The organism is Streptomyces sp. NPDC025651, from assembly GCF_055558735.1.
In genome coordinates, this window is the sequence record NZ_JBVHLZ010000001.1 from 812,522 (window position 1) to 834,871 (window position 22,350).

At 70.6% G+C, this 22,350-nt stretch carries 32 protein-coding genes and 1 tRNA gene; 24 read left to right on the forward strand and 9 right to left on the reverse strand.

What is annotated here, in order from left to right:
• Positions 1 to 33 precede the first annotated feature (33 nt).
• Positions 34 to 771, forward strand: coding sequence for a TerD family protein (locus ACZ4D5_RS03520; protein WP_467770641.1), 738 nt, complete (start codon positions 34 to 36; stop codon positions 769 to 771).
• 31 nt (positions 772 to 802) lie between these two features.
• Here ACZ4D5_RS03520 and ACZ4D5_RS03525 read toward each other — a convergent pair whose 3' ends face one another.
• On the reverse strand, positions 803 to 1,684 hold the full coding sequence (locus ACZ4D5_RS03525) for a TerD family protein (protein WP_467770642.1): 882 nt from the start codon (positions 1,682 to 1,684) through the stop codon (positions 803 to 805).
• A 247-nt stretch (positions 1,685 to 1,931) separates the two neighbouring features.
• Here ACZ4D5_RS03525 and ACZ4D5_RS03530 point away from each other — a divergent pair, with 247 nt between their 5' ends.
• Genes ACZ4D5_RS03530 through ACZ4D5_RS03545 form a run of 4 tightly spaced genes read left to right on the forward strand, consistent with a single transcriptional unit; the run spans position 1,932 to position 6,737 of the window.
• Positions 1,932 to 3,104, forward strand: coding sequence for an HpcH/HpaI aldolase/citrate lyase family protein (locus tag ACZ4D5_RS03530; RefSeq protein ID WP_467770643.1), 1,173 nt, complete (start codon positions 1,932 to 1,934; stop codon positions 3,102 to 3,104).
• Between the two features lie 40 nt (positions 3,105 to 3,144).
• Positions 3,145 to 5,691: a phosphoribosyltransferase gene (locus ACZ4D5_RS03535; protein WP_467771479.1), complete on the forward strand. Its 2,547-nt coding sequence runs from the start codon at positions 3,145 to 3,147 to the stop codon at positions 5,689 to 5,691.
• The gene (locus ACZ4D5_RS03540) at positions 5,688 to 6,497 is read left to right on the forward strand and encodes an HAD family hydrolase (RefSeq protein WP_467770644.1); all 810 of its coding nucleotides are present in this window, start codon (positions 5,688 to 5,690) and stop codon (positions 6,495 to 6,497) included. The genes ACZ4D5_RS03535 and ACZ4D5_RS03540 overlap by 4 nt, the downstream gene beginning before the upstream one ends.
• A gap of 9 nt (positions 6,498 to 6,506) precedes the next feature.
• Positions 6,507 to 6,737 (forward strand): FmdB family zinc ribbon protein, encoded by a 231-nt coding sequence (locus ACZ4D5_RS03545; RefSeq protein ID WP_467770645.1) that lies wholly within the window; start codon positions 6,507 to 6,509, stop codon positions 6,735 to 6,737.
• 171 nt (positions 6,738 to 6,908) lie between these two features.
• Here ACZ4D5_RS03545 and ACZ4D5_RS03550 read toward each other — a convergent pair whose 3' ends face one another.
• From ACZ4D5_RS03550 to ACZ4D5_RS03570, 5 genes are all read right to left on the reverse strand, one after another.
• On the reverse strand, positions 6,909 to 7,892 hold the full coding sequence (locus tag ACZ4D5_RS03550) for a sugar kinase (RefSeq protein ID WP_467770646.1): 984 nt from the start codon (positions 7,890 to 7,892) through the stop codon (positions 6,909 to 6,911).
• Positions 7,889 to 8,509: a bifunctional 4-hydroxy-2-oxoglutarate aldolase/2-dehydro-3-deoxy-phosphogluconate aldolase gene (locus tag ACZ4D5_RS03555; protein ID WP_467771480.1), complete on the reverse strand. Its 621-nt coding sequence runs from the start codon at positions 8,507 to 8,509 to the stop codon at positions 7,889 to 7,891. Before ACZ4D5_RS03555 ends, ACZ4D5_RS03550 begins: the two co-directional genes overlap by 4 nt.
• Positions 8,510 to 8,544: 35 nt before the next feature.
• Positions 8,545 to 9,108: a DUF4383 domain-containing protein gene (locus ACZ4D5_RS03560; protein ID WP_467770647.1), complete on the reverse strand. Its 564-nt coding sequence runs from the start codon at positions 9,106 to 9,108 to the stop codon at positions 8,545 to 8,547.
• 125 nt (positions 9,109 to 9,233) lie between these two features.
• On the reverse strand, positions 9,234 to 10,742 hold the full coding sequence (locus ACZ4D5_RS03565) for a hypothetical protein (RefSeq protein WP_467770648.1): 1,509 nt from the start codon (positions 10,740 to 10,742) through the stop codon (positions 9,234 to 9,236).
• Positions 10,743 to 10,819: 77 nt separating this feature from the next.
• Positions 10,820 to 11,662 (reverse strand): DUF4097 family beta strand repeat-containing protein, encoded by an 843-nt coding sequence (locus tag ACZ4D5_RS03570; RefSeq protein ID WP_467770649.1) that lies wholly within the window; start codon positions 11,660 to 11,662, stop codon positions 10,820 to 10,822.
• A 172-nt stretch (positions 11,663 to 11,834) separates the two neighbouring features.
• Between ACZ4D5_RS03570 and ACZ4D5_RS03575 the strand changes: the two genes are divergently transcribed.
• Positions 11,835 to 11,906: transfer RNA gene (locus tag ACZ4D5_RS03575), tRNA-Val, on the forward strand.
• Between the two features lie 97 nt (positions 11,907 to 12,003).
• Here ACZ4D5_RS03575 and ACZ4D5_RS03580 read toward each other — a convergent pair.
• The 3 genes from ACZ4D5_RS03580 to ACZ4D5_RS03590 form a co-directional block, all read right to left on the reverse strand.
• Positions 12,004 to 13,185, reverse strand: a complete 1,182-nt coding sequence (locus tag ACZ4D5_RS03580; RefSeq protein WP_467770650.1) for a hypothetical protein — start codon at positions 13,183 to 13,185, stop codon at positions 12,004 to 12,006.
• Positions 13,186 to 13,365: 180 nt separating this feature from the next.
• Positions 13,366 to 13,767 (reverse strand): hypothetical protein, encoded by a 402-nt coding sequence (locus ACZ4D5_RS03585; RefSeq protein ID WP_467770651.1) that lies wholly within the window; start codon positions 13,765 to 13,767, stop codon positions 13,366 to 13,368.
• A 106-nt stretch (positions 13,768 to 13,873) separates the two neighbouring features.
• Positions 13,874 to 14,383 (reverse strand): helix-turn-helix domain-containing protein, encoded by a 510-nt coding sequence (locus tag ACZ4D5_RS03590; protein WP_467770652.1) that lies wholly within the window; start codon positions 14,381 to 14,383, stop codon positions 13,874 to 13,876.
• Between the two features lie 215 nt (positions 14,384 to 14,598).
• Between ACZ4D5_RS03590 and ACZ4D5_RS03595 the strand changes: the two genes are divergently transcribed.
• The 18 genes from ACZ4D5_RS03595 to ACZ4D5_RS03680 all read left to right on the forward strand — a co-directional run bounded on the left by ACZ4D5_RS03595 (position 14,599) and on the right by ACZ4D5_RS03680 (position 22,343).
• Positions 14,599 to 14,805, forward strand: a complete 207-nt coding sequence (locus ACZ4D5_RS03595) for a helix-turn-helix domain-containing protein (RefSeq protein ID WP_467770653.1) — start codon at positions 14,599 to 14,601, stop codon at positions 14,803 to 14,805.
• Positions 14,802 to 15,092: a hypothetical protein gene (locus tag ACZ4D5_RS03600; RefSeq protein ID WP_467770654.1), complete on the forward strand. Its 291-nt coding sequence runs from the start codon at positions 14,802 to 14,804 to the stop codon at positions 15,090 to 15,092. Before ACZ4D5_RS03595 ends, ACZ4D5_RS03600 begins: the two co-directional genes overlap by 4 nt.
• 195 nt (positions 15,093 to 15,287) lie before the next feature.
• Positions 15,288 to 15,476, forward strand: a complete 189-nt coding sequence (locus ACZ4D5_RS03605) for a hypothetical protein (protein ID WP_467770655.1) — start codon at positions 15,288 to 15,290, stop codon at positions 15,474 to 15,476.
• Positions 15,473 to 15,724, forward strand: coding sequence for a hypothetical protein (locus ACZ4D5_RS03610; protein ID WP_467770656.1), 252 nt, complete (start codon positions 15,473 to 15,475; stop codon positions 15,722 to 15,724). Before ACZ4D5_RS03605 ends, ACZ4D5_RS03610 begins: the two co-directional genes overlap by 4 nt.
• Entirely contained in the window at positions 15,721 to 15,969 is a 249-nt protein-coding gene (locus ACZ4D5_RS03615) for a hypothetical protein (protein WP_467770657.1), read from the forward strand. Before ACZ4D5_RS03610 ends, ACZ4D5_RS03615 begins: the two co-directional genes overlap by 4 nt.
• Complete coding sequence (locus tag ACZ4D5_RS03620) at positions 15,962 to 16,471, forward strand: hypothetical protein (RefSeq protein WP_467770658.1); 510 nt, start codon at positions 15,962 to 15,964, stop codon at positions 16,469 to 16,471. The genes ACZ4D5_RS03615 and ACZ4D5_RS03620 overlap by 8 nt, the downstream gene beginning before the upstream one ends.
• Complete coding sequence (locus tag ACZ4D5_RS03625; RefSeq protein ID WP_467770659.1) at positions 16,468 to 16,665, forward strand: hypothetical protein; 198 nt, start codon at positions 16,468 to 16,470, stop codon at positions 16,663 to 16,665. Before ACZ4D5_RS03620 ends, ACZ4D5_RS03625 begins: the two co-directional genes overlap by 4 nt.
• Positions 16,662 to 16,910 carry a hypothetical protein gene (locus ACZ4D5_RS03630; RefSeq protein WP_467770660.1) on the forward strand — a complete coding sequence of 83 codons (249 nt, stop codon included), beginning with the start codon at positions 16,662 to 16,664 and terminating at the stop codon, positions 16,908 to 16,910. Before ACZ4D5_RS03625 ends, ACZ4D5_RS03630 begins: the two co-directional genes overlap by 4 nt.
• Positions 16,907 to 17,155, forward strand: coding sequence for a hypothetical protein (locus ACZ4D5_RS03635; RefSeq protein ID WP_467770661.1), 249 nt, complete (start codon positions 16,907 to 16,909; stop codon positions 17,153 to 17,155). The genes ACZ4D5_RS03630 and ACZ4D5_RS03635 overlap by 4 nt, the downstream gene beginning before the upstream one ends.
• The gene (locus ACZ4D5_RS03640; protein WP_467770662.1) at positions 17,155 to 17,343 is read left to right on the forward strand and encodes a hypothetical protein; all 189 of its coding nucleotides are present in this window, start codon (positions 17,155 to 17,157) and stop codon (positions 17,341 to 17,343) included. The genes ACZ4D5_RS03635 and ACZ4D5_RS03640 overlap by 1 nt, the downstream gene beginning before the upstream one ends.
• The gene (locus tag ACZ4D5_RS03645) at positions 17,340 to 17,717 is read left to right on the forward strand and encodes a hypothetical protein (RefSeq protein ID WP_467770663.1); all 378 of its coding nucleotides are present in this window, start codon (positions 17,340 to 17,342) and stop codon (positions 17,715 to 17,717) included. Before ACZ4D5_RS03640 ends, ACZ4D5_RS03645 begins: the two co-directional genes overlap by 4 nt.
• Complete coding sequence (locus ACZ4D5_RS03650) at positions 17,714 to 18,073, forward strand: DUF6197 family protein (protein WP_467770664.1); 360 nt, start codon at positions 17,714 to 17,716, stop codon at positions 18,071 to 18,073. Before ACZ4D5_RS03645 ends, ACZ4D5_RS03650 begins: the two co-directional genes overlap by 4 nt.
• Positions 18,070 to 18,534 carry a hypothetical protein gene (locus tag ACZ4D5_RS03655; RefSeq protein WP_467770665.1) on the forward strand — a complete coding sequence of 155 codons (465 nt, stop codon included), beginning with the start codon at positions 18,070 to 18,072 and terminating at the stop codon, positions 18,532 to 18,534. Before ACZ4D5_RS03650 ends, ACZ4D5_RS03655 begins: the two co-directional genes overlap by 4 nt.
• A 77-nt stretch (positions 18,535 to 18,611) precedes the next feature.
• Positions 18,612 to 18,818 carry a hypothetical protein gene (locus tag ACZ4D5_RS03660; protein WP_467770666.1) on the forward strand — a complete coding sequence of 69 codons (207 nt, stop codon included), beginning with the start codon at positions 18,612 to 18,614 and terminating at the stop codon, positions 18,816 to 18,818.
• Positions 18,819 to 18,895: 77 nt separating this feature from the next.
• The gene (locus ACZ4D5_RS03665; RefSeq protein ID WP_467770667.1) at positions 18,896 to 20,083 is read left to right on the forward strand and encodes a hypothetical protein; all 1,188 of its coding nucleotides are present in this window, start codon (positions 18,896 to 18,898) and stop codon (positions 20,081 to 20,083) included.
• A gap of 119 nt (positions 20,084 to 20,202) precedes the next feature.
• Entirely contained in the window at positions 20,203 to 20,532 is a 330-nt protein-coding gene (locus ACZ4D5_RS03670) for a hypothetical protein (RefSeq protein WP_467770668.1), read from the forward strand.
• On the forward strand, positions 20,529 to 21,365 hold the full coding sequence (locus ACZ4D5_RS03675) for a PD-(D/E)XK nuclease-like domain-containing protein (protein ID WP_467770669.1): 837 nt from the start codon (positions 20,529 to 20,531) through the stop codon (positions 21,363 to 21,365). The genes ACZ4D5_RS03670 and ACZ4D5_RS03675 overlap by 4 nt, the downstream gene beginning before the upstream one ends.
• 9 nt (positions 21,366 to 21,374) lie before the next feature.
• Positions 21,375 to 22,343 carry an ATP-binding protein gene (locus ACZ4D5_RS03680; RefSeq protein WP_467770670.1) on the forward strand — a complete coding sequence of 323 codons (969 nt, stop codon included), beginning with the start codon at positions 21,375 to 21,377 and terminating at the stop codon, positions 22,341 to 22,343.
• Positions 22,344 to 22,350 lie beyond the last annotated feature (7 nt).

Consider the following 22,350-nt stretch of genomic DNA (forward strand, 5'->3'; position numbering starts at 1 on the left):
TTCGTAGGTGGCACAAGGGCACTTGGGGGCGGCATGTCCTTCTGGGACGGTCTGTGGCGTGGCCGGTCGACGGAGTTCGCATCGGGCAGCGCGGCGACGAACTCCATCGAACTGACCAAACGGAACCCGACGGTCTCGCTCACCAAACAGGGCGCGGCCACCGGCAACCTGCGGGTCAACCTGTCGTGGCAGATGCGTACGTCCGACCTCATCGGCCAGCGCAAGAGCGGCAGCCTGCTGCGGCACCCCTTCAAGATGTTCCAGCCCGACGTGGTGCAGGCGCACACCCAGGGCGTGGTCAACGTCGACCTCGACATCGGCTGTCTGTACGAGCTGATGGACGGCACCAAGGGCGTTGTCCAGCCGCTCGGCAGCTTCTTCGGCAGCCTCAACGCGCCGCCGTACGTGAAGCTGAGCGGCGACGACCGGTTCGGCTCGCCGTCGGGCGAGACGATCTACGTGAACCTCGACCACCGCGAGTCCATCAAGCGGCTCCTGGTCTTCGCGTACATCTACGACCAGACGCCCGCCTTCGACCGCACGCACGCCAAGGTCACGCTCTACCCGAGCAACGGCCCGCGGGTCGAGATCGACCTGGACGAGCGCCAGCCGCAGGCCCGCTCGTGCGCGGTGGTCTCCATCGAGAACATCAAGGACGAGCTGATCGTGCGCCGCGAGGTGAAGTTCGTCTACGGCTTCCAGGCCGAGCTCGACCGGCTGTACGGCTGGGGCCTGCAGTGGGGCCGCGGCTACAAGACCAAGGTGGGCTGAGCGGGTGCCCCCGCCAGGCCGGCCCCGGCCCTCAGCGGGACAGGAACTGCGGGCCCTGCGGGGGCAGCCGGAAGTTCGGGTCGGGCATCGGGGCCACGGGCTGCGGATAGCCGTACGAAGGCTGGGCGACCGGGGCGGGATGCGCGATCGGGGTGGGCTGCGTGGGCGCCGCAGGCGGGTAGCCGTACGCGGGCTGGGGCGCCGGGTGGCGGGGCGGCTCGGGCGGATAGCCGTACGCCGGCTGGGGGGCCGACTGCGGGGCGGGCTGTGCGACGGACGGCTGGGCCACGGGCTGCTGCGGCACGGGCTGCTGGGGCGGCAGCGGGAAGGAGGTGGAGGCCGGCGGAGCGGGCTCGGGCGGCGCGGAGTCCGAGTCGTCCACCGAGATCCCGAAGTCGGAGGCGAGACCCTCCAGGCCGTTGGAGTAGCCCTCGCCGAGCGCGCGGAACTTCCAGCCCTCGCCGCGGCGGTAGAGCTCCCCGCAGATCAGCGCCGTCTCCTCGCCGGTCTGCGGAGTGATGTCGAAGTAGGCGAGCGGTGCGGCGTCGGCGAGCGCGGCGTCGTACAGCAGGATCCGCAGGGCGGGTACGTGCTCGAAGGAGACGCCCTCCGCCGAAGCGGCCAGGAGCACTCGGCTCACCGCCGGGTCCATGCCCGCCAGATCCGTCTGAATCGTGTCGGTCAGGCCCTCGGCGACCCGCTTCTTGCCGAGCCGCCAGACCTTGCCCGCGGGGTGGCGCGGCTGGTTGTAGAAGACGAAGTCCTCGTCGGAGCGGACGCGGCCGTCGCCGCCGAGGAGCAGCGCCGACGCGTCGACGTCGGGGACGCCCTGGCCCGGGGTCCAGCGCAGCACGGCGCGGACGGCCGAGGCTTCGAGAGGGACGTTCGACCCCTTCAACATCGCGTGCGTCATGCGGTCATCCTGCCTTCCCCCGTCAGGACGGGACAACGCGGGGGCCCCAAGGTCCCGACCGCGTCGGCAGGCGCCTGACCTGCGGGTGGTGCGAGCGTGCGACGGTTGTGTGGTGTGCGTGTACGACATGGCCGGGTTACCTGAAGTTCATGCCCGGAGGGAACCCCCGGCACCCGTCTCTACGTACTATTACCGGCCACATCCGAACGGCCCACGTCGACGAAACAGGCGATAGCAGGGGAATCTCATGCGTCATTTCGGGCACATCGCCCCAGAGGTGCGGCAGCGCCTCTTCCACAGGGAGCCGTGTGCCTTCACCGCGGACTCCCCGCCCCACCTGCTCGCGGCCGCCCTGGGAGCCACGCTCTACAGCCCGGCCACCCGCCCCCGCCTCGCCGACGACATCCTCAAGCAGGCCGGGCGCGGCGTCGTCTCCATGGTGCTCTGCCTGGAGGATTCCATCGACGACGCCGAGGTCACGGCCGCCGAGGAGAACCTGGTCCGGCAGTTCGCCGACCTGGCGCGGCGGGGCGTGGAGCCGCCCCTGCTCTTCATCCGGGTGCGCGCCGCCGAGCAGATACCCGACCTGGTCGGCAGGCTCGGCCCCGACGTCCGGCTGTTGTCCGGATTCGTACTGCCCAAGTTCACCGAGGAACGCGGTGTTCCGTTCCTGGAGGCGCTGACGGACGCGGAGGCCTCGGACCTGCCCGGCGGACGGCGACTGTTCGCCATGCCCGTCCTGGAGTCCCCCGAGCTGCTGCACCTGGAGAGCCGCGCCGAGACCCTCGCCGGGATCGCCCGCACCGTCGACAAGTACCGCGACCGAGTGCTCGCGCTGCGCCTCGGCGTCACCGACTTCTGCTCCGCGTACGGACTGCGCAGGCCGCCGGACATGACCGCGTACGACGTACAGATCGTCGCCTCCGTCATCGCCGACGTCGTGAACGTCCTCGGCAGGGCCGACGGCACGGGATTCACCGTGACCGGACCCGTGTGGGAGTACTTCCGCGTCCAGGAGCGGATGTTCAAGCCGCAGCTGCGCCGCAGCCCCTTCCTGGAGGTCAGGGCCGACGAGCTGCGCCAGGCCCTCATCGAGCACGACATGGACGGCCTGCTCCGCGAGATCGAGCTCGACCGTGCCAACGGCCTGCTCGGCAAGACCTGCATCCACCCCTCGCACGTCCTGCCCGTGCACGCCCTCTCCGTGGTCAGCCACGAGGAGTTCAGCGACGCCGAGGACATCCTGCGTCCCGAGCGGGGCGGCGGCGGGGTCCTGCGCTCCTCGTACACGAACAAGATGAACGAGGTGAAGCCGCACCGCGCCTGGGCCGAGCGGACCCTGCGGCGGGCCGAGGTCTTCGGCGTCGCCAGGGAGGACGTCGGCTTCGTGGAGCTGCTCACCGCCGGGATACCGGCCTGATGGAGATTCCCGGCCGATGAACAAGACGAACATGAGGAACATGACGTACGTGACCGAAGAAGCGGGGCCCGAGGCGGCGGTCTGGTCGGGGACCTGGGTCGCCGAGCGGCTCGGGGTCGGGCTCGACGGCGACGGCACGCTGCGCGGCCTGCTCGGGCTCGCGCTGCGCCGCAACCCCAAGCGGGCCCACCTCCTGGTGTCGAACGTGCTCGGCAAGCACGTGCCGCAGCGACCCTCGGTCGTGTACGCGGCCGGGCACGAGCTCGGCGTCCGGGTGCGGAACCTGCTCGGCGACGACGAGGCGGGGCGCGCCCTCGTCCTCGGCTACGCGGAGACCGCGACCGGCCTCGGTCACGCGGTCGCCGACGGACTCGCGAAGGCGCCCTATCTGCACTCCACCCGGCGCCCCGTCGAGGGCGTCGAGCGCGCGGGCGGCTTCGAGGAGTCCCACTCGCACGCCACCTCGCACCTGCTGCTGCCCGAGGATCCGCGGCTGCTCGCCGGGGAAGGGCCGCTCGTCCTCGTCGACGACGAGTTCTCCACCGGCAACACCGTCCTGAACACCGTCCGCGCCCTGCACGAGCGCTTCCCGCGCGAGCGGTACGTGATCGTGGCCCTGGTCGACATGCGCTCGCCCGAGGACCAGGGGCGGCTCGCCGACTTCGCCCGCGAGATCGGCGCGCGCGTCGACCTCGTCGCGACGGCGTCCGGGACGGTGCGGCTGCCCGACGGCGTCCTGGAGAAGGGGCAGGCGCTGGTCGCCGAGCACGAGAGCGGGGCCGAGAGCAGGCCCGGGAGCGGATCGGAGAGCGGACCCGAGGGAGAGTCCGGGAGCGCCGCCGTCCCTCGGCCCCGAGGCGAGCGCGGCCCGGTCGACCGCGTCGAGCTCGGCTGGCCCGCGGGCGTCCCCGACGGCGGGCGGCACGGCTTCACGCCAGCGCACCGAGCGGCCCTCGACGCCGCGCTGCCCGACATGGCGGACCGGATCGCGAAGGCGCTGCCCGACGGCGCGCGCCGCGTGCTCGTCCTCGGCTTCGAGGAGCTGATGTACGCGCCGCTCGCCCTCGGCGTGGAGCTGGAGCGGCGCACCGGCGCCGAGGTGCGGTTCTCCACCACGACCCGCTCACCCGTGCTCGCCGTGGACGACCCCGGCTACGCGATACGCACCCGCCTCGCCTTCCCCGCGCACGACGAGCCCGCCGACGGCCCCGGCACCCGGTACGCCTACAACGTGGCGGGCGCCGGCTTCGACGCGATCGTCGCCGTCGTCGACTCCGTCGCGGACACCCCTCAACTGCACGCCCCCGAAGGGCTGTTGGCGCAGCTCTCCGCGCACACCGGACACGTCCTGCTGGCCGTCGTCCCTTCGTACGTACCTGAGTGCGTACCCGACTGCGTACCTGAGTACGTTCCTGAAAGGTCCCGCATGCTCCCCGAGCCCCTCCGCGGCCCCGCCTTCTCCTCCTACGCGCCCGAAGACGTCGGCTGGCTGCTCCAGGACCTCTCGGACGTGACCCTCGAAGCGCCCACGGAGGAGCGCGAGGAGGCGATACAGAGCGGTGGCGCGCACTACGCCGAGTCGCTGCCCGTCGAGTACCAGCCGAGCGAGCGCTACCAGGAGCTGTTCCGCGCCGCCCTCGACACCTCCGCCACCCGCATCGCGCAGGCCGTCGGCACCGTCACCGAGACGGTGCTCGCCGAGCGGTCGCCGCGCCCGGTCCTGGTCTCCCTGGCCCGCGCGGGCACGCCCGTCGGCGTCCTGATGCGCCGCTGGGCCGCGCACCGGCACGGCCTCGACCTGCCGCACTACGCCGTGTCGATCGTGCGCGGCCGCGGCATCGACGCCAACGCGCTGCGCTGGCTCGCCGCCCACCACGACCCGGCCGACGTCGTCTTCGTCGACGGCTGGACCGGCAAGGGCGCGATCACCCGTGAACTGGCCGAGGCGGTGAGGGAGTTCGAGGCGGCGGGCGGCCCCACCGGGTTCAGCCCGGAGATCGCCGTGCTCGCCGACCCGGGCTCGTGCGTCCGCACCTACGGCACCCGCGAGGACTTCCTGATCCCCTCGGCCTGCCTCAACTCCACGGTCTCCGGCCTGATTTCGCGTACGGTGCTCCGGGCCGACCTGGTCGGACCCGACGACTTCCACGGCGCGAAGTTCTACCGCGAGCTCGCGGACGCCGATGCGTCGGGCGAGTTCGTCGACGCGGTCGTGAGCCGTTTCGGTGACGTCGCCGACGCGGTGGACGCCCGGGTCGAGGAGGTGCTCTCCGCCGACAGGGCACCGACCTGGGAGGGCTGGGCCGCCGTCGAGCGGATCAGCGAGGAGTACGGCATCCACGACGTGAACCTCGTCAAGCCGGGCGTCGGCGAGACGACCCGCGTGCTCCTGCGGCGCGTCCCCTGGAAGATCCTGGCCCGCGCGGGCGCGGGGGCCGACCTCGACCACGTACGGCTGCTCGCCGAGCAGCGCGGCGTGCCCGTCGAGGAGGTCGGTGAACTCCCTTACACCTGCGTGGGGTTGATCCACCCCCAGTACACGCGGGGCGCGACGGGGGCGGACGGCAAGGCGGTGGCTTCCCGGTGACCGGGATCGTCGCGAGCGACCTCGACCGCACCCTCATCTACTCCGCCGCCGCTCTCGGCCTGACCATGTCCGACGCCGAGGCGCCGCGCCTGCTCTGCGTCGAGGTGTACGAGGGCAAGCCGCTCTCGTACGTCACCGAGGCCGCCGCAGGGCTCCTCGACGAGCTGGCGCGCACCGCCGTCTTCGTGCCGACCACCACGCGCACGCGCGAGCAGTACGGACGCATCCATCTCCCGGGCCCCGCACCGGAGTTCGCGATCTGCGCCAACGGCGGGCACCTGCTCGTCGACGGCGTCTCCGACCCTGACTGGCAGGCGACCGTCGCGCGGCGCCTGGCCGCGGAGTGCGCCTCGCTCGACGAGGTCCGCGCGCACCTGGTGCGTACCGCCGATCCGGCCTGGCTGCTCAAGGAGCGTGTGGCCGAGGACCTCTTCGCCTATCTCGTCGTCGAGCGCGCGCTGTTGCCCGAGGAGTGGGTCAAGGAGCTCGCCGTCTGGGCCGAGGGGCGCGGGTGGACGGTGTCGCTGCAGGGGCGGAAGCTCTACGCCGTGCCGAAGCCGCTGACCAAGAGCGCGGCGGTGCGGGAGGTCGCGCGGCGTACCGGGGCCGGGGAGATCCTTGCCGCGGGCGACTCGTTGCTCGACGCGGATCTGCTGCTGGCCGCGGACCGTTCGTGGCGGCCGGGGCACGGTGAGCTCGCCGACACGGGGTTCGTGGCGCCGGGGCTCACGGTGTTGCCGGAGCGGGGGGTCGCCGCGGGGGAAGTGATCGCCGGGGCGTTCCTGGAGGCGGTGGGGCGAGGCTAGCCTGATGCCATGCCTCGATATGAATACCGGTGCCGGTCCTGTGGTGACACGTTCGAGTTGAGCCGGCCCATGGCCGAGTCCGGTGACCCGGCGGTGTGCCCTGCCGGGCACGGCGACACGGTGAAGTTGTTGTCCGCGGTGGCGGTCGGAGGGTCTTCCGGGTCTTCCGGGTCCGCCCCGGCTCCGCGTGGAGGCGGTGGCGGTGGCGGTGGTTGCTGTGGTGGGGGTTGTTGCGGCTGAGAGCGCCGTCGGGGGTTTGTTCGGGGGTGTCTGCGGGCCGGATATGGCTGATCGCGCAGTTCCCCGCGCCCCTTACGGGGCTTGTCGTGCCCGGCGGCGGAGACACGTAGGCCACGGGCCCGCGCTCCTCACGGGCCCGCGCTCCTCACGGGACGCCCCTCCCAGCCCGTATCAGCGCACCACCGTCCCCGGACCCGCCCCCAGCAGGCCCAGCTCCGCCCGCGTCGGCGCCCCCTCCCAGTCGCCCCGGGACGCCACCGCGAACGCGCCCGTCGTGACCGCTCGGTCCAGGCGGGTCGGTACGGGCTCGGCGTCCAGCAGGGCCGACAGGTAGCCGGCCACGAACGCGTCGCCCGCGCCCACCGCGTCCACCGCCCGCACCTCGCGCGCGGGGGCGTGGAGTTCGCCCTCGGCGGTGTGCGCCGTGGCGCCGGACGCGCCGAGTTTGACCACCACCTCGCGGACGCCCAGGCCGAGGAGGGTCTCCTCCGGGGCGGCCTCGGTGGACGCGAGGCACAGCGGCAGTTCGTCGTCCGAGGCGATGAGGACGTCCACGTACGGGATCCAGGACCGCAGTTCCGCCGCCGCCTCCTGCGAACTCCACAGGCGCGAGCGGAAGTTGACGTCCAGGCAGACCTGCGTGCCGTGCTCGCGGGCCAGGCGCAGGGCGCGGCGGCAGGCCTCGGCCGCGGACGGGCCGAGGGCCGGGGTGATGCCGGTCAGGTGCAGGACGCGCGGCGCGGGTGCCGCGGCGAAGGCGGCCTCCACCGCTTCCGGGGCGAGCCGCGAACCCGCCGAGCCCGCGCGGTAGTAGTGCACGCGGGTCACCTCCGGCAGCCGCGGCTCGAAGAGGATCAGGCCCGTCGGGGCGTGCGGGTCGCGCGTCGCCCCGGTGACGTCGACGCCCTCCGCGCGCAGCGTGCGCAGCACCAGTTCGCCGGCCTCGTCGGCGCCGACCGCCCCCGCCCAGCGGACGGTGTGGCCGAGACGGGACAGGCCGATGGCGACGTTGCTCTCGGCGCCCGCGACGGACACCTCCATGGAGCCGCCCAGTTTGAGCGGGCCGCTGCCGCGCAGGGCGACCATCGTCTCGCCGAGGGTGAGGACGTCGCAGGGCGCCTCGCCCGTCCTCACCAGGCCGCCCCTCGTCCTCACGAGGTCACCTTCACGAACTCCGCGGCCCGCGCCCGCAGCGCGGCCAGGTCGCCGCCGTCCGCCGCGTCGCCGATCAGCGGTGAGCCGACGCCCACCGCGACCGCGCCGAGCGCCAGATACGCCTCGGCGGCCGCCGCGTCCACGCCGCCGACCGGCACGAAGGGCGTACGGGGGAAGGGGCCCTGCAGGGCCTTGAGGTAGGCGGGGCCGCCCATCGCCGACGCGGGAAAGATCTTCAGCGCGGTCACGCCCGCCGCCTCGGCCGCGATGACGTCGGTGGGTGTGAGGACGCCGCCGAGCACCGGGAGCCCGAGCCGTACCGCCTCGTCGACGCCCGCGCCGAGGCCCGGTGTCACGACGAGGTTGGCGCCCGCGTCGGCGGCCGCGCGCGCGTCCTTCGCGGTGAGGACCGTGCCGGCGCCGAGCCAGGCGTCGGCGCCCAGTTCGGCGCGGGCCCTGCGCAGCACGCCCAGGGCGTCGGCGCCGCTGAGGGAGACCTCCACCAGCGGGATGCCGGACTCGGCGAGCGTCATGACCGTACGGAAGGAGGCCTCGGGGTCGGTGCCGCGCACGATGGCGACGAGGCGCCGCGCCCTCAGAGCCGCGGGGAAGTCGATGAGGTCGGGCATCTCCCCAGATTCGCACAGCGGTGTCAGCGCGCCCGATCCGGGTGGTGTGCCCTCCCTACCTGCGGAATCGGCTGTGCCTGATCGGGGTGGCGGGCCTTCCAGTAGGGGTTGTCGTGCGGCAGGCCGCCGCTGACCCGCCCGTACATCCCGAAGGTCATGAGCAGCACGCCGACCACGAAGCTGAACAGGACGTTCTGGATCCGGAACGCCAGGAAGTTGTAGCGGGAGTCCAGCAGGGCGAGATTGACGAAGCCGCTGAGGACGAACGCGGCGCCGAGGACCATGTTCAGCGTCGACGCGGTGTTGCCGCCGATCACCATGCCGGCGAAGAGCAGCAGCCCCACCGCGATCGACAGGACGCTGAGCGCGCCGTTGGTGTTGAGCCCGGCGACGGTGTCGCCGCGGGTGTCGAAGAAGCCGACCTTGTCGATGAGCCCGAGGATGCCGAACGCGAGCAGGACGAGCCCCATGAGACCGGCGCCCGCGCGGTAGACCTTGCTGAGCCGGTGGTCGACGGGCAGCTCCTCGTCGAGCCTGATGTGCCGTCCGCGGCCCTTCGTCCTCGGGTGGAGTGCGTGCGTGGCCATGTCCGCCTCCCTGGTCGTGCGGAGGCCCTGCGTCCGTACGTCGAGAGTCCGTACGTGACTCCAGGATCCGCCCGCGGGACGGCGACTGCCAAACGCTGGGCCCCCTCAGCCCCCTCTTCCGCTCCTCAGGCCCCCTGGCCCCGCTCCTCGCGGATCTGCGCGACCACGCGCGCCACGGTCGTGCGCACCGCCTCGGTCTCGGTCAGGAAGTGCCAGTAATCGGGGTGGCGGCCCTCCAGGGAGGCGACCGCGCGGTCCAGGCGGGCCACGGAGTCGTCCAGCGGGCGGGCGTGGCGCGGCTCGGGGGTCTGGCGGCCCGCCATCGCCAGGCGCTGCGCGTCCCGGATCGCGAAGCGGGTCCGCTCGATCTCCTGCTGCGGGTCCTTCGAGACGGCGTTCAGCCGCTGGAGCCGGTCGCCCGCCGCGGAGACCGCCTCGTCCGTCGAGTTCAGCAGCGCGCGGACCGTGGAGAGCAGGGAGGTGGCGTCGGGCCAGCGCTGTTCGTCGCGGGCCTGCTGGGCCTCCTTGAGCTTGGTCTCGGCCTGGCGCACGTTCTCCGCGGCCTGGTCGGGGACGCGCTGCAGGTCCTGCCAGCAGGCGGCGGAGAAGCGGCGCCGCAGCTCGCTGAGGACCGGGTCGACCTGGCCGCTGCGGGTGGTCAGGGCCTGGGCGCGGGTGCGCAGCGACACGAGGCGCCGGTCTATCTCGGCGGCGCGCTCGGGCAGCCGCTCGGCCTCGGCGCGCACGGCCTCGGCGTCGCGCAGGACGCGGTCGGCGCGCTGCAGCGTCTCCGGTACGCCGTGCCGGCCCGCGCCCTGGTTGAGCTTGGTCAGCTCGGGGCCGAGCGTGGCGAGGCGGGCGGCGAGGGCGTCGGCCTTGAGGCCCGCGGCGCGCACCGCGTCCAGGGCGTTGCTGGCGGCGAGCAGCGTCTGGCGGGCGCGCTCCACGGCGGGCGCGAGCCGGGCGAGCTGCGTCTCCGCCTTGTCGAGCAGCGGGCCGAGGCCCTGCTGGAAGCGCTCCAGCTCCTGCTTGGCCCTGCCCAGCTCGTCCTTGGCCTGGGTCAGTTCGGTCCGCGCGCGGGAGGCCACCGACGACTCCAGGTCGTCCCGGTCGAGGTCGTGGGCGTCCACCGCGCTGATGTACTGGTGGCTGACCTCGTCGATGCGCCGGCCGATCGCCTCGAAGTCGGCGACGGCGCGCTGGGCCGCGGGGGAGGAGTCCACGGCGACGATCGTCTCGATGGAGATCCGCAGCTCGCGCTGGGCGGTGTCCAGTTCGTAGAAGGCCGCGGCGGCGGCGTCCTTCGCGGCCTGCGCCTCGGCGCGCAGGCTCTCGCCGCGGCCACCGAACCACCGGCGGGTGCCGCCGCCGGCGAACGCGGCGGGGACGGTCACGGCGAGCAGCGGCAGGGAGAGGGTGACGGCGGTGACGAGGACGAGGGTGTCGCGCAGGGGGCCGAGGGCGTCATACCGGGGGCCGCCGCGGCGGGCGCCCGCGCGGGGCGAAGGCGTGGGGCCGTGCGGTGTGCGCACCGCGCCCGTCCCCTGCCCGCTCTTCCCCTGCCCCGTCGCTGTCGTCCCGGTCCCCGTCCCCGCTCTGTCGTGTGTGTACGGCTGCGAAGGTGTCGCCGTCACTGTGCCTCTCCCGTGCTGTCATCCGCCCTGCCCGGTGTCACATTCTCCCACCGGTTAAAGACGAATACACGGGCCGGTTAGTTCGCGCTGCGCACGGTGACTTTGCCGTCGTCGCTGCGGACGGACACGTGGTGGGGGCTGTTGTCGTCGCGCGGCACCGCCACGTCGACGGAGCCGTTGCGGGTGTCGGTCCGTACGTCGTACGCGACGGACTTGCCGCCCTTCTCGCCCTTCTCGCCCTTGCCGTCCTTCCCGCCCTTGGCGTCCTTGTCCGGAACGGCGATGTCGACGGAGCCGTTCTTGCTGCGGGCCTCGACGAGGTCGGGCACGGCGGCCAGTTCGAGCTTCACGGAGCCGTCCTCGGAGTCGACGGCCACCTTCCGCGACGTCACCCCGCTCGCGGTGACCGAGCCGTTGGAGCTGTGGAGGTCGAGCGGTCCCGCGGCGTTCTCGACGGTGACGGAGCCGTCCTTCGTACGCACCTTCAGCGTGTCCTCGAACCCGCTCGCGGTGACCCGGCCGTTCTTGTTCTCGACGGTCAGGGCGACACCGCGGGGCACCTCGACGCGGTGCCTGACGGAGCAGTTCGCGACGACGCCGGAGCACTCCATGCCGAGCGTGAGCCGGTCGCCCTTCATCTCCCACGTCACCTTCGGGTCGCTGCCGAGCACGGTCTCCCCGTCGAACCACCGGGTCACGCGCACGTCCTTGGCGTCGCCGCGGGCCGGGACCAGTTCGAGCTCGGAGTCGTCGGAGTCGACGGTCAGGGTCCTGCCGGGCAGCGCGAACGTCCGGTGCTCCGGGGCGGTGTCGTTCCCGGCGTCGGCACCGCAGGCCCCGACGAGCAGGGCGACGGCCACGGTCCCGCCGGCGGCGGCGAGTGCGCGGGGCGCGCGCGGGCGGCGGCTGCGGACGGTCATGACGGGTCCCCCTGAAGACGATCTTGTATTGCTCCGTCAGACTGTACGGACCCGTCCCAGTAGGGACGATCCGGGCCGCCACAGGGCCGGGGGTGGGGTTAACCCCCGGTCGGGACGCGATGCGGGTTTGCGGGGCACTGCCTGCGGCAAGGTAGGCTGTCCACTCGTTCCCGGGCGCGTAGCTCAGGGGTAGAGCGCCTCCCTTACAAGGAGGATGTCGGCGGTTCGAAACCGTCCGCGCCCACCGGGTCTGACCAGCAGTGGAGCCCCGTACCTTGATCGGTACGGGGCTCTTTTGTGATCGTTTAGGAGTTTTTTAGGAGATCAACTCTTCGGTGATCTCAACTCGCGGCCTGTAGCGCCACACGCTTCCCGCGCTCCCAGCGAGCCGCAAGACAGTGCAGCCGATGCCTGCGCATCTCCGGCGTCACATGCTCGTAAGTGCCCTCAATATCCTTCGGCACCCAGCCCATCGTCAAGTACCGCAGGGCCCGGTCCACGCCGTCGTCTTTCATCCACGTGCCATGCGTGTGACGCGCCCCGCGCATCGTGAATCCGGGCAGGATCGGCAGCCACTCACCCCGGCCGGCGTACCCGCGCTTGCGGGGGATTGCCTCACGCCCGTCGGCCGCGGGCCTCAGATGCCGGGACGTGAAGTTGCTGCGCAGCCACAGCGGCCCCTTCGGAGTGGAGAACGGGTAGGCGTGCGGCCACGCTTCGATGTGGTCCGAGATCCTGCGGACCAGGAACTCCGGCACGTCGACCTCGCGGGCGGAGTACTTGTTCTTCGGCGGCCCCAGGTAGGTCAGCAGGCGGCTCTTCGGTGGCTTGCGCCGGTTCGCCTTCCAGCCCTTGGCCACGCACTCCCGCAGTCGCGCGTCTTCTTCCGCGTGCCAGGCCTTCAGGCCTTCCTCGTCGAGCTCGACGGGATCCTCGTGCCACGCCCCGACCTTCGGGTCGATGCGGATCACATGCCGCACGAACTCCTTGCCGTCGATCCGATCCACCCGCTTCAGCAGACAGTTGTCGCGGTGCACACCGGCCAGCTCTCCCCATCGCGGCCCGAGGTAGCAGTCGGCGACCACCATCAGTCCGTGGACGCCGCCCATGCGCTGGTCGAGCTGGTACACCTCGTGCGGCTGCGCCCAGACCTCCTCTTCCTCTTCGTGATGGTCGCCGCCGATGAGAATCCGCCGCCCGTACAGATTGTTCGCGTGGATGTAACCGGCGTCCTCCGCTCCGGACAGGATCGTCGACAGCAAGCTGCGGGCCTGAGCCACAGTGCTCGGGTCGACGCTGCCCTGCGGCTTGGCGACGCGCTGCGCCCACGCCTTCACCGCGAACACGTTGTTCACCTCGGCGAGCGGCGAGTACTCCCACTCCGGCAGCAGCAGCTTGTCGAGCAGGTAGCCGCGGTTGGACTGCGTGCGCGTCCGCCGCTCATTCGCCGTCTTCCAGATCTTCACCCATTCACCGAACGGCGTGGCGAGCTTCTCCGGGTGAATCCAGGTGCCGGCGCGCATCGACGCCTCCTGCTGGTTGCCCCAGTCCTCGGCGAGCTTCTTCGTCGGGAACCCGGGTTCTGATCCCCAACTTCCGTCGGGCAGCTTGTATCGGGACCGCCACGTGAACTGCTTGGTCTGCTTGCCGTTTCTGACCTTGTAGACCTTCTCTGCGTAGGCCACCCTTCCTCCCGCTTCTCGTCAGCCGGCCTCGTCGAGGCTCTGAGGTTCGTCCGGACGCCGGTACCAGTGAGGGGACCGTTCGGTGAGGACCCGTCCGATCCCTGCGGCGCCGCGCTCGCTGATGAGGTCCGGGTCGGCCGTGTAGGTGATCTCCTCGGAGTCATCGTCGAGGAAGATGCCGCACTTCTTCGGCAGCGTCGGGTCGCGGATTATGCGGACCTGGATGACGGGGCCGAGCCCCATCTCGGGGGTGCGGATGGCCCATCGCTTCGCCTGGTATGTCATCGCGTTGACGAAGCAGTCGGCGCCTTTGCTGGTGATGTCCAGCTCGTGGAAGACCCACACACATCCGCGGTCGTCGTCCAGATCCACGACGTGTGGCTCGAAGTAATCCCCACCGATGACACGGTTTACATGCATGCTCAATGCCATGCCTACCCCACTCCGAGCAGTGCCCCCCCTCGGTGGTGTGTGGGCATGATGGCATGTTGCGGGACGTAGCACACCAGATATGGCCAAATGATCTTTACTGGTCGGGAGTTGCCTCTGCGTCAGACGTGAGGCTCTGAAGGTGCCTGCGTGCACGGTTCCACTGGCGCACGGCTTCCTCCATCTCCTCCTTGGTGGCGTTCTCGCCGCCCTTCACGATGACGACAACGCGGGCGTCGGATTCGTTCGGGCCGAGGTGGAGAACAGTGGAGTCGACGGTCTCGCCGGAGTGCAGCTCCATCTCCACGGCGGGGGACAGGCCAGGCAGGGCGGCCTTCCGAGGCGCCGAGTCTGTGGTTTCGATACTCGGGTTGCCTCCCGCGAGCACCTTTTCGATGGAGTCGTCGGTCCAGCCCATGAGTCGCGCGTAGCTGCGCATGTTCCCGTTGATCTTGGCGAACGGCTTGCCTTCGGAGTGACCGCGCTCGATGGCTTGGATGGGCCAGCGGCTGACGCCCAACTGTTCAGCAACTTCAACCTGCGTGAGGTGTGCTGCCCGCCGGGCCTGCCTGAATGCCCGGCCCAGTCGTTCCCAGTCTCGCTCCATGGCTCCTCATCATGCCCTACATCCATGCAATGCCCTAGCTAGGTTCCAGCCTTTTGACCTGCGCTTTGGCAAGGAATCCAGGCGTGGATGCTGCATGAGGCGCCGCTGGCGCACTGGTGTTCATGGGGTGTGCGCCCCAATTGACGCTAGGAAAGCGAGCATTGGCGTGGTGATGACCCTTGCGTAGCGTGCACTGGCGCGCTAGGTTTCCTTGCGTGAGACCGCACGCCAGCGCAATCCGCTACAGACGGGAGCTCATGAAGATGAGCCTTGCAGCCCTCTCGGCCAAGACCGGTATCGATGACGGCCACCTCTCCCGAGTGGAGTGGGGCAAGGCCGGCCTGAGTGACGCAAACATTCAGCGGCTCGCGGAAGCGCTTGGTGTCACCACCGACGACATCACCCACGAGGAGAAGCCGTGACCGCCCCCAGGGCCACGAAGTCAAAGCGCCCCGCGCCGAAGATCCGCGAGAACCTCCCCGCGCCGCAGACCCCTGAAGGTCAGCTCTTCCACTACACGCCCTACGAGGCGGCCCAGTGGACGCCGTTCAGCGGTCGCACCCTCGCCGACATCCTCGCCGCGAAGAAGACGGACTACGTCTTCAACGGCCGCGACAACTACATCACCGGCGCTCAGATCGTCGCGCTCGTCGAGGCGTACACGGTCCGCTCGTTCGAGAAGCCGACCGCGCGCCAGTCCGCCGCCTAGAGCGGCATGCGGCCCCGACGCCGGGGGCCTAAGCCCGGCAGCCGGGGCCTACGAGATCCACCTTCACCATCTCCAGAAGAGAAAGGCAGAAGCTCGATGCCTTCATCATCTCCCACCACTCCTTCCGGAACCATGACGGTCCGAGTGTGTGATCGCGGCACCGGTCGCGACTACGTCGGCGTCACGATCCGCACCGTGACCATCTCGGACCGCTGCCCGCAGTGCGACGGCCCCCGTGGTGTTGACACCATCCGCAACCACAACTTCCACGAGGACGGCGAATGGCTGTCAGTGGACCGCTGGTCGAACCCGTGCGGCCACGTCGACATGTACTCGGCCGTACTGGCGGAGGTCCGCAACACCGCCTCGGGCGGTGCGGCATGAGGACGCCCCCGAAGGCCCACGTCCCCAACGCTGTCGCCGCGTTCGCCGCCATGCACCGCCCGCCGGGCGTGTTCGACGCGATCGTGCAGATGGCTGATGCGGAGCGTGAGGTGGGCCGTCTGCGCCCGCTCGCCTCGGTTGAGGACCAGGCCGACCGCGAGACGGTTCTGGCCCTGCACCGCGTCGCCGACAAGGTCGTGTCCTCGCATGCCGAGCGTGTCGGCTCCCACTTGAGGAGCCTGTCATGAGCGCCCGCGAGGAGTTGGTTCGGGCCGCGACGGACCCGACCGCCGTCAACTGGGAGATCTTGCAGGCCATCAACGCCTTTCGCGCCGAGGTGTTGCGCGAGGCGGCGGACGATGTGGCTGCTCGTGTGCGTACTTGGTCCGGGATGTCGCAGACCGCTGAGGACCTCAATCGTGAGCGACAGGCGATCGCCGACAAGCTCCGTCGCATGGCCGATGACCTGATTGGCGGTGGGCCGGATGCCTGAGCCGATCCGTGACCTGGAGACTGCCCGCGCGGTGCTGGGTGCGCTGCCGATGCCGGTGGGCGACGACCTGCAGCCGCCGCCCGCCCGCCTGTCGCCGCAGCGCGAAGCCGAGATCCGCAACCGTCGGTTGGACGAGGTCACGCCTGGCCCGTGGTTGGTGAGTGAGGACCAGGACGGTCGAGCCCTTGTGTACATCGAGCGGCAGACGCCGGAGGGCCAGGTCTACGCACACGTCCTGATGGTCGCCGACTGGGCATCCGAGGCCGACGTGCAGTTCGTGTGTAGCGCTCGTCGTTCCGTCCCGGAGCTCCTTGCCGAGTTGGCTGCGGTCCGCGCCGAACGCGACGAGGCACAGAAGCAGCTGGCCACGGCCCGCTCCGAGGCCCTGCGCCAGGCAGCGAGTGGTGCGCACGTGATGGTCCACGCTTCAGCCGCCGAGGGCGTCTACCGCTGGCTGAGCAGGCTCGCCGACGACGCACAGTCCGAGGAGGCGACGTCATGACCGCCCGCCAGTACCCGATCCGGCCCGTGCCCGATGACGACGCCCGCTTCACGTTCGGCCTTGCCGTCGACGTCTTGAACGTCCTGAAGGAGCACGGCTATCCGGAGATCACCGGTGGCCTCGACTTCATCGACCTCCAGCAGGCGCTGTTCGCCTTCCTGTACGGCAACACCGGCAAGGAGGCAGGCCGATGACCGTCAACCCGATCGAGCGCCTGGACGTGCCGTTGACGGACCTGCAGAAGCTGATCGCCCGGCAGAGGGTGCAGGCCGCGGTGGAGCGCCTGCGCTACCTCCTCGCCCACCCCGACGAGTTCGCGAAGCCCGCCCCCGAGGGTGTGCTCGCCGAGTACAGCCACCTCCTCCACGACGCGGACCCGGACTCGACTGTCCCGCCGTTCGTCGACCTCACCAAAGGCACCCCCGGGAGGGCGTCATGACCGCACGCATCATCGGCGGGCTGACCGTCGACCTCGACACCGGTCCGGTCCGTACCCGATACGACCGCGACCTGGACGGTAAGCAGCGCGCCACGCTGATCCTCGGCGAGGGCAGCAATGCGATCGGCATCACCGTCACCAACACCGATTCGGATCTGCTGGACCTGCTCGTCGACCGGGTCGCTGAACTCCGCGACTGGGCCGTCCTCCAGGAGCGGATCAAGAGCCTCCCGGAGGTGGCGTGATGGCCACCGAGCCCGAACTCCGGCCCGAGGACGTCGAGGAGACGGACCTCGCTCGCGTCGACACGCTCGCACACGAAGCGTTCGGCCGCGACGAAAAGCGGTGGACGCCCGGCCAGTGCGACCACTACCTCGCCTCCATCGACACCGTCCACCGGGCGCACCACTGGGAGCAGGAGACCGCGTCATGACGACCGAGTTCCTTCCCGTCCGCCCGCGCCGCGCATCCGCCGGCACACGCCGGGCCCGCATCGCCCGCCTCCGATACGACATCACGCAGATCGCCCCCGAAGCGGCGACCGTGCTGCTCACCCCGACGACGTGGGCGGACGGGCCCGGTGGGCGGACGGTCCGCATCTACGTCGCCACCGCCCACCGCGCCAACGGGGATCCGGTTGGTCTGCCGGTCGGTGGATCCCAGCGCATCGCCGAACTCCTCCAGGCCGCCTACCCGGGCGCCTCCTGGGACCTGCCGCAGACGTGGCGGGCCGAGACCAACACGCTCGTCGGGTGGAAGGCCGCGCCCCGGCCCGGCATCCGCGACCTCGTACAGGGGGACTCATGACCACCACCGTCGAACCCACCGCCGTCGAGATCGCAGAGCTGTGTGAGGGCGCGATCGAAGCGATCACCACGAACGGGCACCACAAGCGGTACCTGTACGACGACCACCAGGCCGCCGGCGGAACGCCGCTCGCCCAGTGCAGGGTCGACCTGTTCGGCGCCCTCAACCTCGCCGACCACGGCACGCCGCTCTACGAGGGCACTGGCCGTACCGAGGCCGCCGAACGGGCCATCCAGGCCCACCTGGGTGTGCCATCGCTGCCCGCCTGGCACGACGCCCTGGAGACCAGCGTCGACGACGTCGTCCGCGCCCTGCGGGAGACCGCGGCCATCCTCCGAGAGGCGGCCGGGGCATGAGCTTCCTTCTCCCGCTCTCCGGCGGCAAGCGCGTGAAGGGCGACCCGAAGCACCGCGTCGACGACTACCTCAAGATGCTGAAGAACGGCTACGAGCGGCAACTCGCCGAGCTCCGCGAGGAGAACGTGGCCCTGCTCAACGCCAAGGCAGATGCGGATGACGGCGCTGTCATTCAGGAGCAGCTCATCGTCGACCTCCAGGCCGACAATGACCGCCTCACAGAGCAAGCGGACATCGACCGCAGGCACCTCGCCCAACAGGCCGGCATCATCCGCACCTTGCGTGAGGAACTCGCCGAGGCCAGGCAGCGCCGCACCGCGCTGGAGGACGTTGAGACTGCGGCCACCAAGACGCAGCCGATCCCCGTCCTGCAGCTGCAGCAGGCCCCGTTCGCTGTCACTGACCCAGGCGACACCACGCGCTGGGCCGTCACCGACACCCGACCGGACACAGCCGCCTAGACCGCCGGGCCGTCGGATGTGCCCTGTGCCCCGACGAGCCCGGCCACCAACCACAGCAGCTTTCGCTTGGAGGCGTCATGCCTGACCTGCCCGAAGAGATCGCCTGGACGCTCATCAACACCGAGGACTGGGGCGGCGGCCTTGAGCGCACGTACCGCGCCGGGAACGTCGAACACGCCAACTGCGGCGGCGACGTCCTCCTCGTCCACCTTCACGACGAAATGGGCGCCGTGACCGGAGCCCGGTCCTACTGCGCCAAGTGCAGCGACGACCTCACCGCCTGACCTGCACCACACCACACCAAAGACCCCGCCCGGGGTTAGCGGGCGGGGATCCCCACCAGCATCCCACGGAGGAACCCGTGACCGTCACGATCAACGCTCATCAACTCGGTCGACTCATCGACAAGACCACATCCCATATGGGGGCCGAGGGTAACGAGATGCTGCACGGCATCCGCCTCGACGTCGACACGCGCTACCTGTACACCGTCGCCTCCGACCGCTACAGCATGGCCGTCGCCCGCTACCGGCTGGCCGACGGCGAGCGCGACCAGGAGCCGTTCGCCCGCACCATCCCCGGCGACAAGCTGTCCGCGCTCCGCGCATGGATCGGCTCGATGAAGGGCGCCACCTACATCACCATCGGTCTCGCCGAGAACCACGATGACCGGCTCGTCTTCGACAGTCCTCTGTCCACGTTCACCATCGCCACTAGCCCCAGCCTGGAATTCGCCGACTGGCGAGGCATCCTGCGCGGCATCAGCGAACAGGCCGCCCACCGCGATCCATTCCCGGCCATCAACAGCCGCATGTTCGCCCGCTTCGGTGCCACCGAAGACATCCTCCGCGTCCGCATCACCACCGACGAAAAGGCCGCCCTCCTGTTCGGCGAGGACTTCATCGGCGCCCTGATGCCCGCCCGCTTCGCAGGCATCGGCGCGGTCAAGAACGAGACCCTCGCCGTCTGCCAGGACTCGTGGCTGTGGACGCTCGCCGCCGGGGGCAAGGGCGCCAGCGTGGAGGACCTGCCCGAGGCGGAACAGTGCAGGGACGAAGCACCCAAGGACGTGCGGCAGACAGGCGCCGAGCTCCTGCGCGGCGTCCTGCACTCCCTCGACAGCTCCATGGAAGCCGACTGGGACGAGGACCGCGAAGCCTGGTACGCGCACATCGGAGCCGGCGTCGCCGACTGGCGTGCCTACCGCTACCTCGATGCCCTCTACCAGGTCGACCCGCGGGCCGCGCAGGAAGTCGTCGCCGACACAGCCGAGGAGCTCGACTGCGGAGAGATCGGCGAGTGGGCGTGGGACACCGCCGAGGAAGCGGGCCACAAGCCGCAGGAGTGGAAGGACGCACGCGATCAGGCCGTCGCCAAGCAGATGGCGAAGGAGCCCGCGATGTGGGCACGACGCCTCGCCCGCGGCCTGAACCACGCCAGGGACGCCGGGATCGACTTCCGGATCGACGACAACCCGTTCGTCACCTACGACGCCGAGACGGACGAGTGGAAGGCCACCCTCCCGAAGCCCGCCGACACCGCCGCCTGACACCACCCATACCGCCGCGTCGAGCTAGCCGGTCAGCTCCGCGGCCAGGGCAGCCGCCCCCACCACCCCCCGGTTACGGGGCGGCTGCCCGCCCTTCGCACACCCTGAAACGGAGAACCATGAGCACCACAAGCCCCACCATCCCGGCGGAAACCGCCCGCCACGTCCTGTGGCGCTACGACCGCCGCGGCGGCGCCCAGCCCGGCCACTTCACCCAGCACCTCATGGCCGCCATCGAGCACGCCGACATCCAGGACCGGGCCATCCTCCGTGCCGCCTACCCGGAGCTCTCTCGGGCTTTGCACCTGGCCCGCTACGACGAGGAAGGCCTCACCAAGCTCCAGCGCATCGCTCGAGGGGAAGGGCCGCTCGGCTGCAAGTGCGGCGACAGCACCGGCCCGTTCGACCTCCAAGGACGCTGCGAGACCTGCACCGAGGCCGTCGCATGACCGCCGCCGTCGAGGCCCCGGAGGAGGTGCAGCCGGGCCTGTACGACATCCCCGCCGAGCTCTACCACCAGGACCCCATCCCCGGCGGCAGCCTCTCCTCCACAGGCGCCCGCAAGCTCGCCACCGAATGCCCCGCCAAGTTCAAGTACTGGGTCGACAACCCGGAGCCGCCGAAGCGCCACCTCGACCTCGGCACCGCCGCCCACAGCGTGGTCCTCGAAGAGGGCGACAGCATCGTCGTCACCGGGTTTGACGACTGGCGCACCAAAGCGGCCCGCGAGGAACGAGACGCCATCCGCGCCGACGGCGGCGTGCCGCTGCTGGTCCACGAAGGTGAGCAACTCGCCGCCATGGTCGCCGCGTTGCGCGCCCACCCCGAAGCCGCCGCTCTCCTGGAGCCCGGGTCCGGCGTCGCCGAGCAGTCCGCGTTCTGGGAGGAGCACGGCATCTGGCGCAGGGCCCGCTTCGACTGGCTGCGCCACGACGGCCAGCTCGTCGACTACAAGACGACGAAGTCGGCGAACCCCGTCGACCTGCCCAAGGTGATCCACGACTGGGGTTATCACCAGCAGCAGGAGTACTACCTCGACGCCGGTATCGCCCTCGACCTGGTCGACCCCGACAAGCCGTTCCAGTTCGTGCTGCAGGAGAAGGAACCGCCCTACCTCGTGGTGGTCACCACCTGCGATCCGGTGGCCCGCGGTATCGGCCGTCACCTCAACGACCGGGCGCTGAACACCTTCGCGCTGTGCCGCGAGTCCGGCCAGTGGCCGGGCTACCTCGAGAACCCGATGATCTCGCTCCCCGCCTGGGTCGAGCGCCAATACGCCTAGGAGCAACCCATGTCCCAACTCGGCCAGCCGGTCCGCGCCGGACGCCAGACCCAGCGGACCGAAGACTACGAAGTCGAGTTCGTCTTTCGGCCCGCCAGCAAGGACAAGGCCAAGGCCCGTGTCGCCGTTCAAGGCGTCTCCGGATCCGGCAAGACCTGGACCGGCCTGTCCATCTCCAGCGGTCTCTCCGACGGCCAGCGCTTCGCCGTCATTGACACCGAACGCGGCGCCGCCTCCCTGTACGTCGGCATCAACGGCATCCAGTTCGACGTCCTCCAGATGCACCGCTACGACCCCCGCGACCTCGTCAAAGCACTCGCCGCCGCAGCCCAGCACAACTATCCGGTCGTCATGGTCGATTCGCTGTCCCACTTCTGGAAGGGCACCGACGGAACCCTCGACCAAGTCGAGAAGGCCAAGGGCCGCTACGGCAACAACTCCTTCGCAGGCTGGAAGGAGGGCACCCCCATCCAGAACGACATGATCGACGCTTTGCTCGCCTACCCCGGCCACGTCGTCGTCACCATGCGCTCCCACACCGAATGGGTCCTCCAGGAGAACGACCGCGGCCGCAAGGAGCCCATTGCCATGGGCATGCGAGCCGAGCAACGCAAGGGCGTCGAGTACGAGTTCGGCCTCGTCTGCTCCATGGACATCGACAACACCCTGACCGTCCTCAAGTCCCGCTGCCCCGCCCTGCACCGAAAGGTCATCAGCGAGCCCAACGGGGCCATCGACATCAGCAAGCCACTCCTGGACTGGCTCAGCGACGGTGCCGAGCCCGTCGACCCGTCCGCCTGGATCGACGCCGCGACAGCCGCAGACGCAACCCCGGGAAGCCTGCTGGCCACCTACCGGGACGTCGAGGCCCACGGGGCCCTCGCCACGCCCCTGCTGCACCCGCAGACCGGCGAGCCGACCAGCCTCGGTGACTTCATCAAGGAACGCGGCACCGCCCTCAAGAACACCCAGCAGTAGCCCGCAC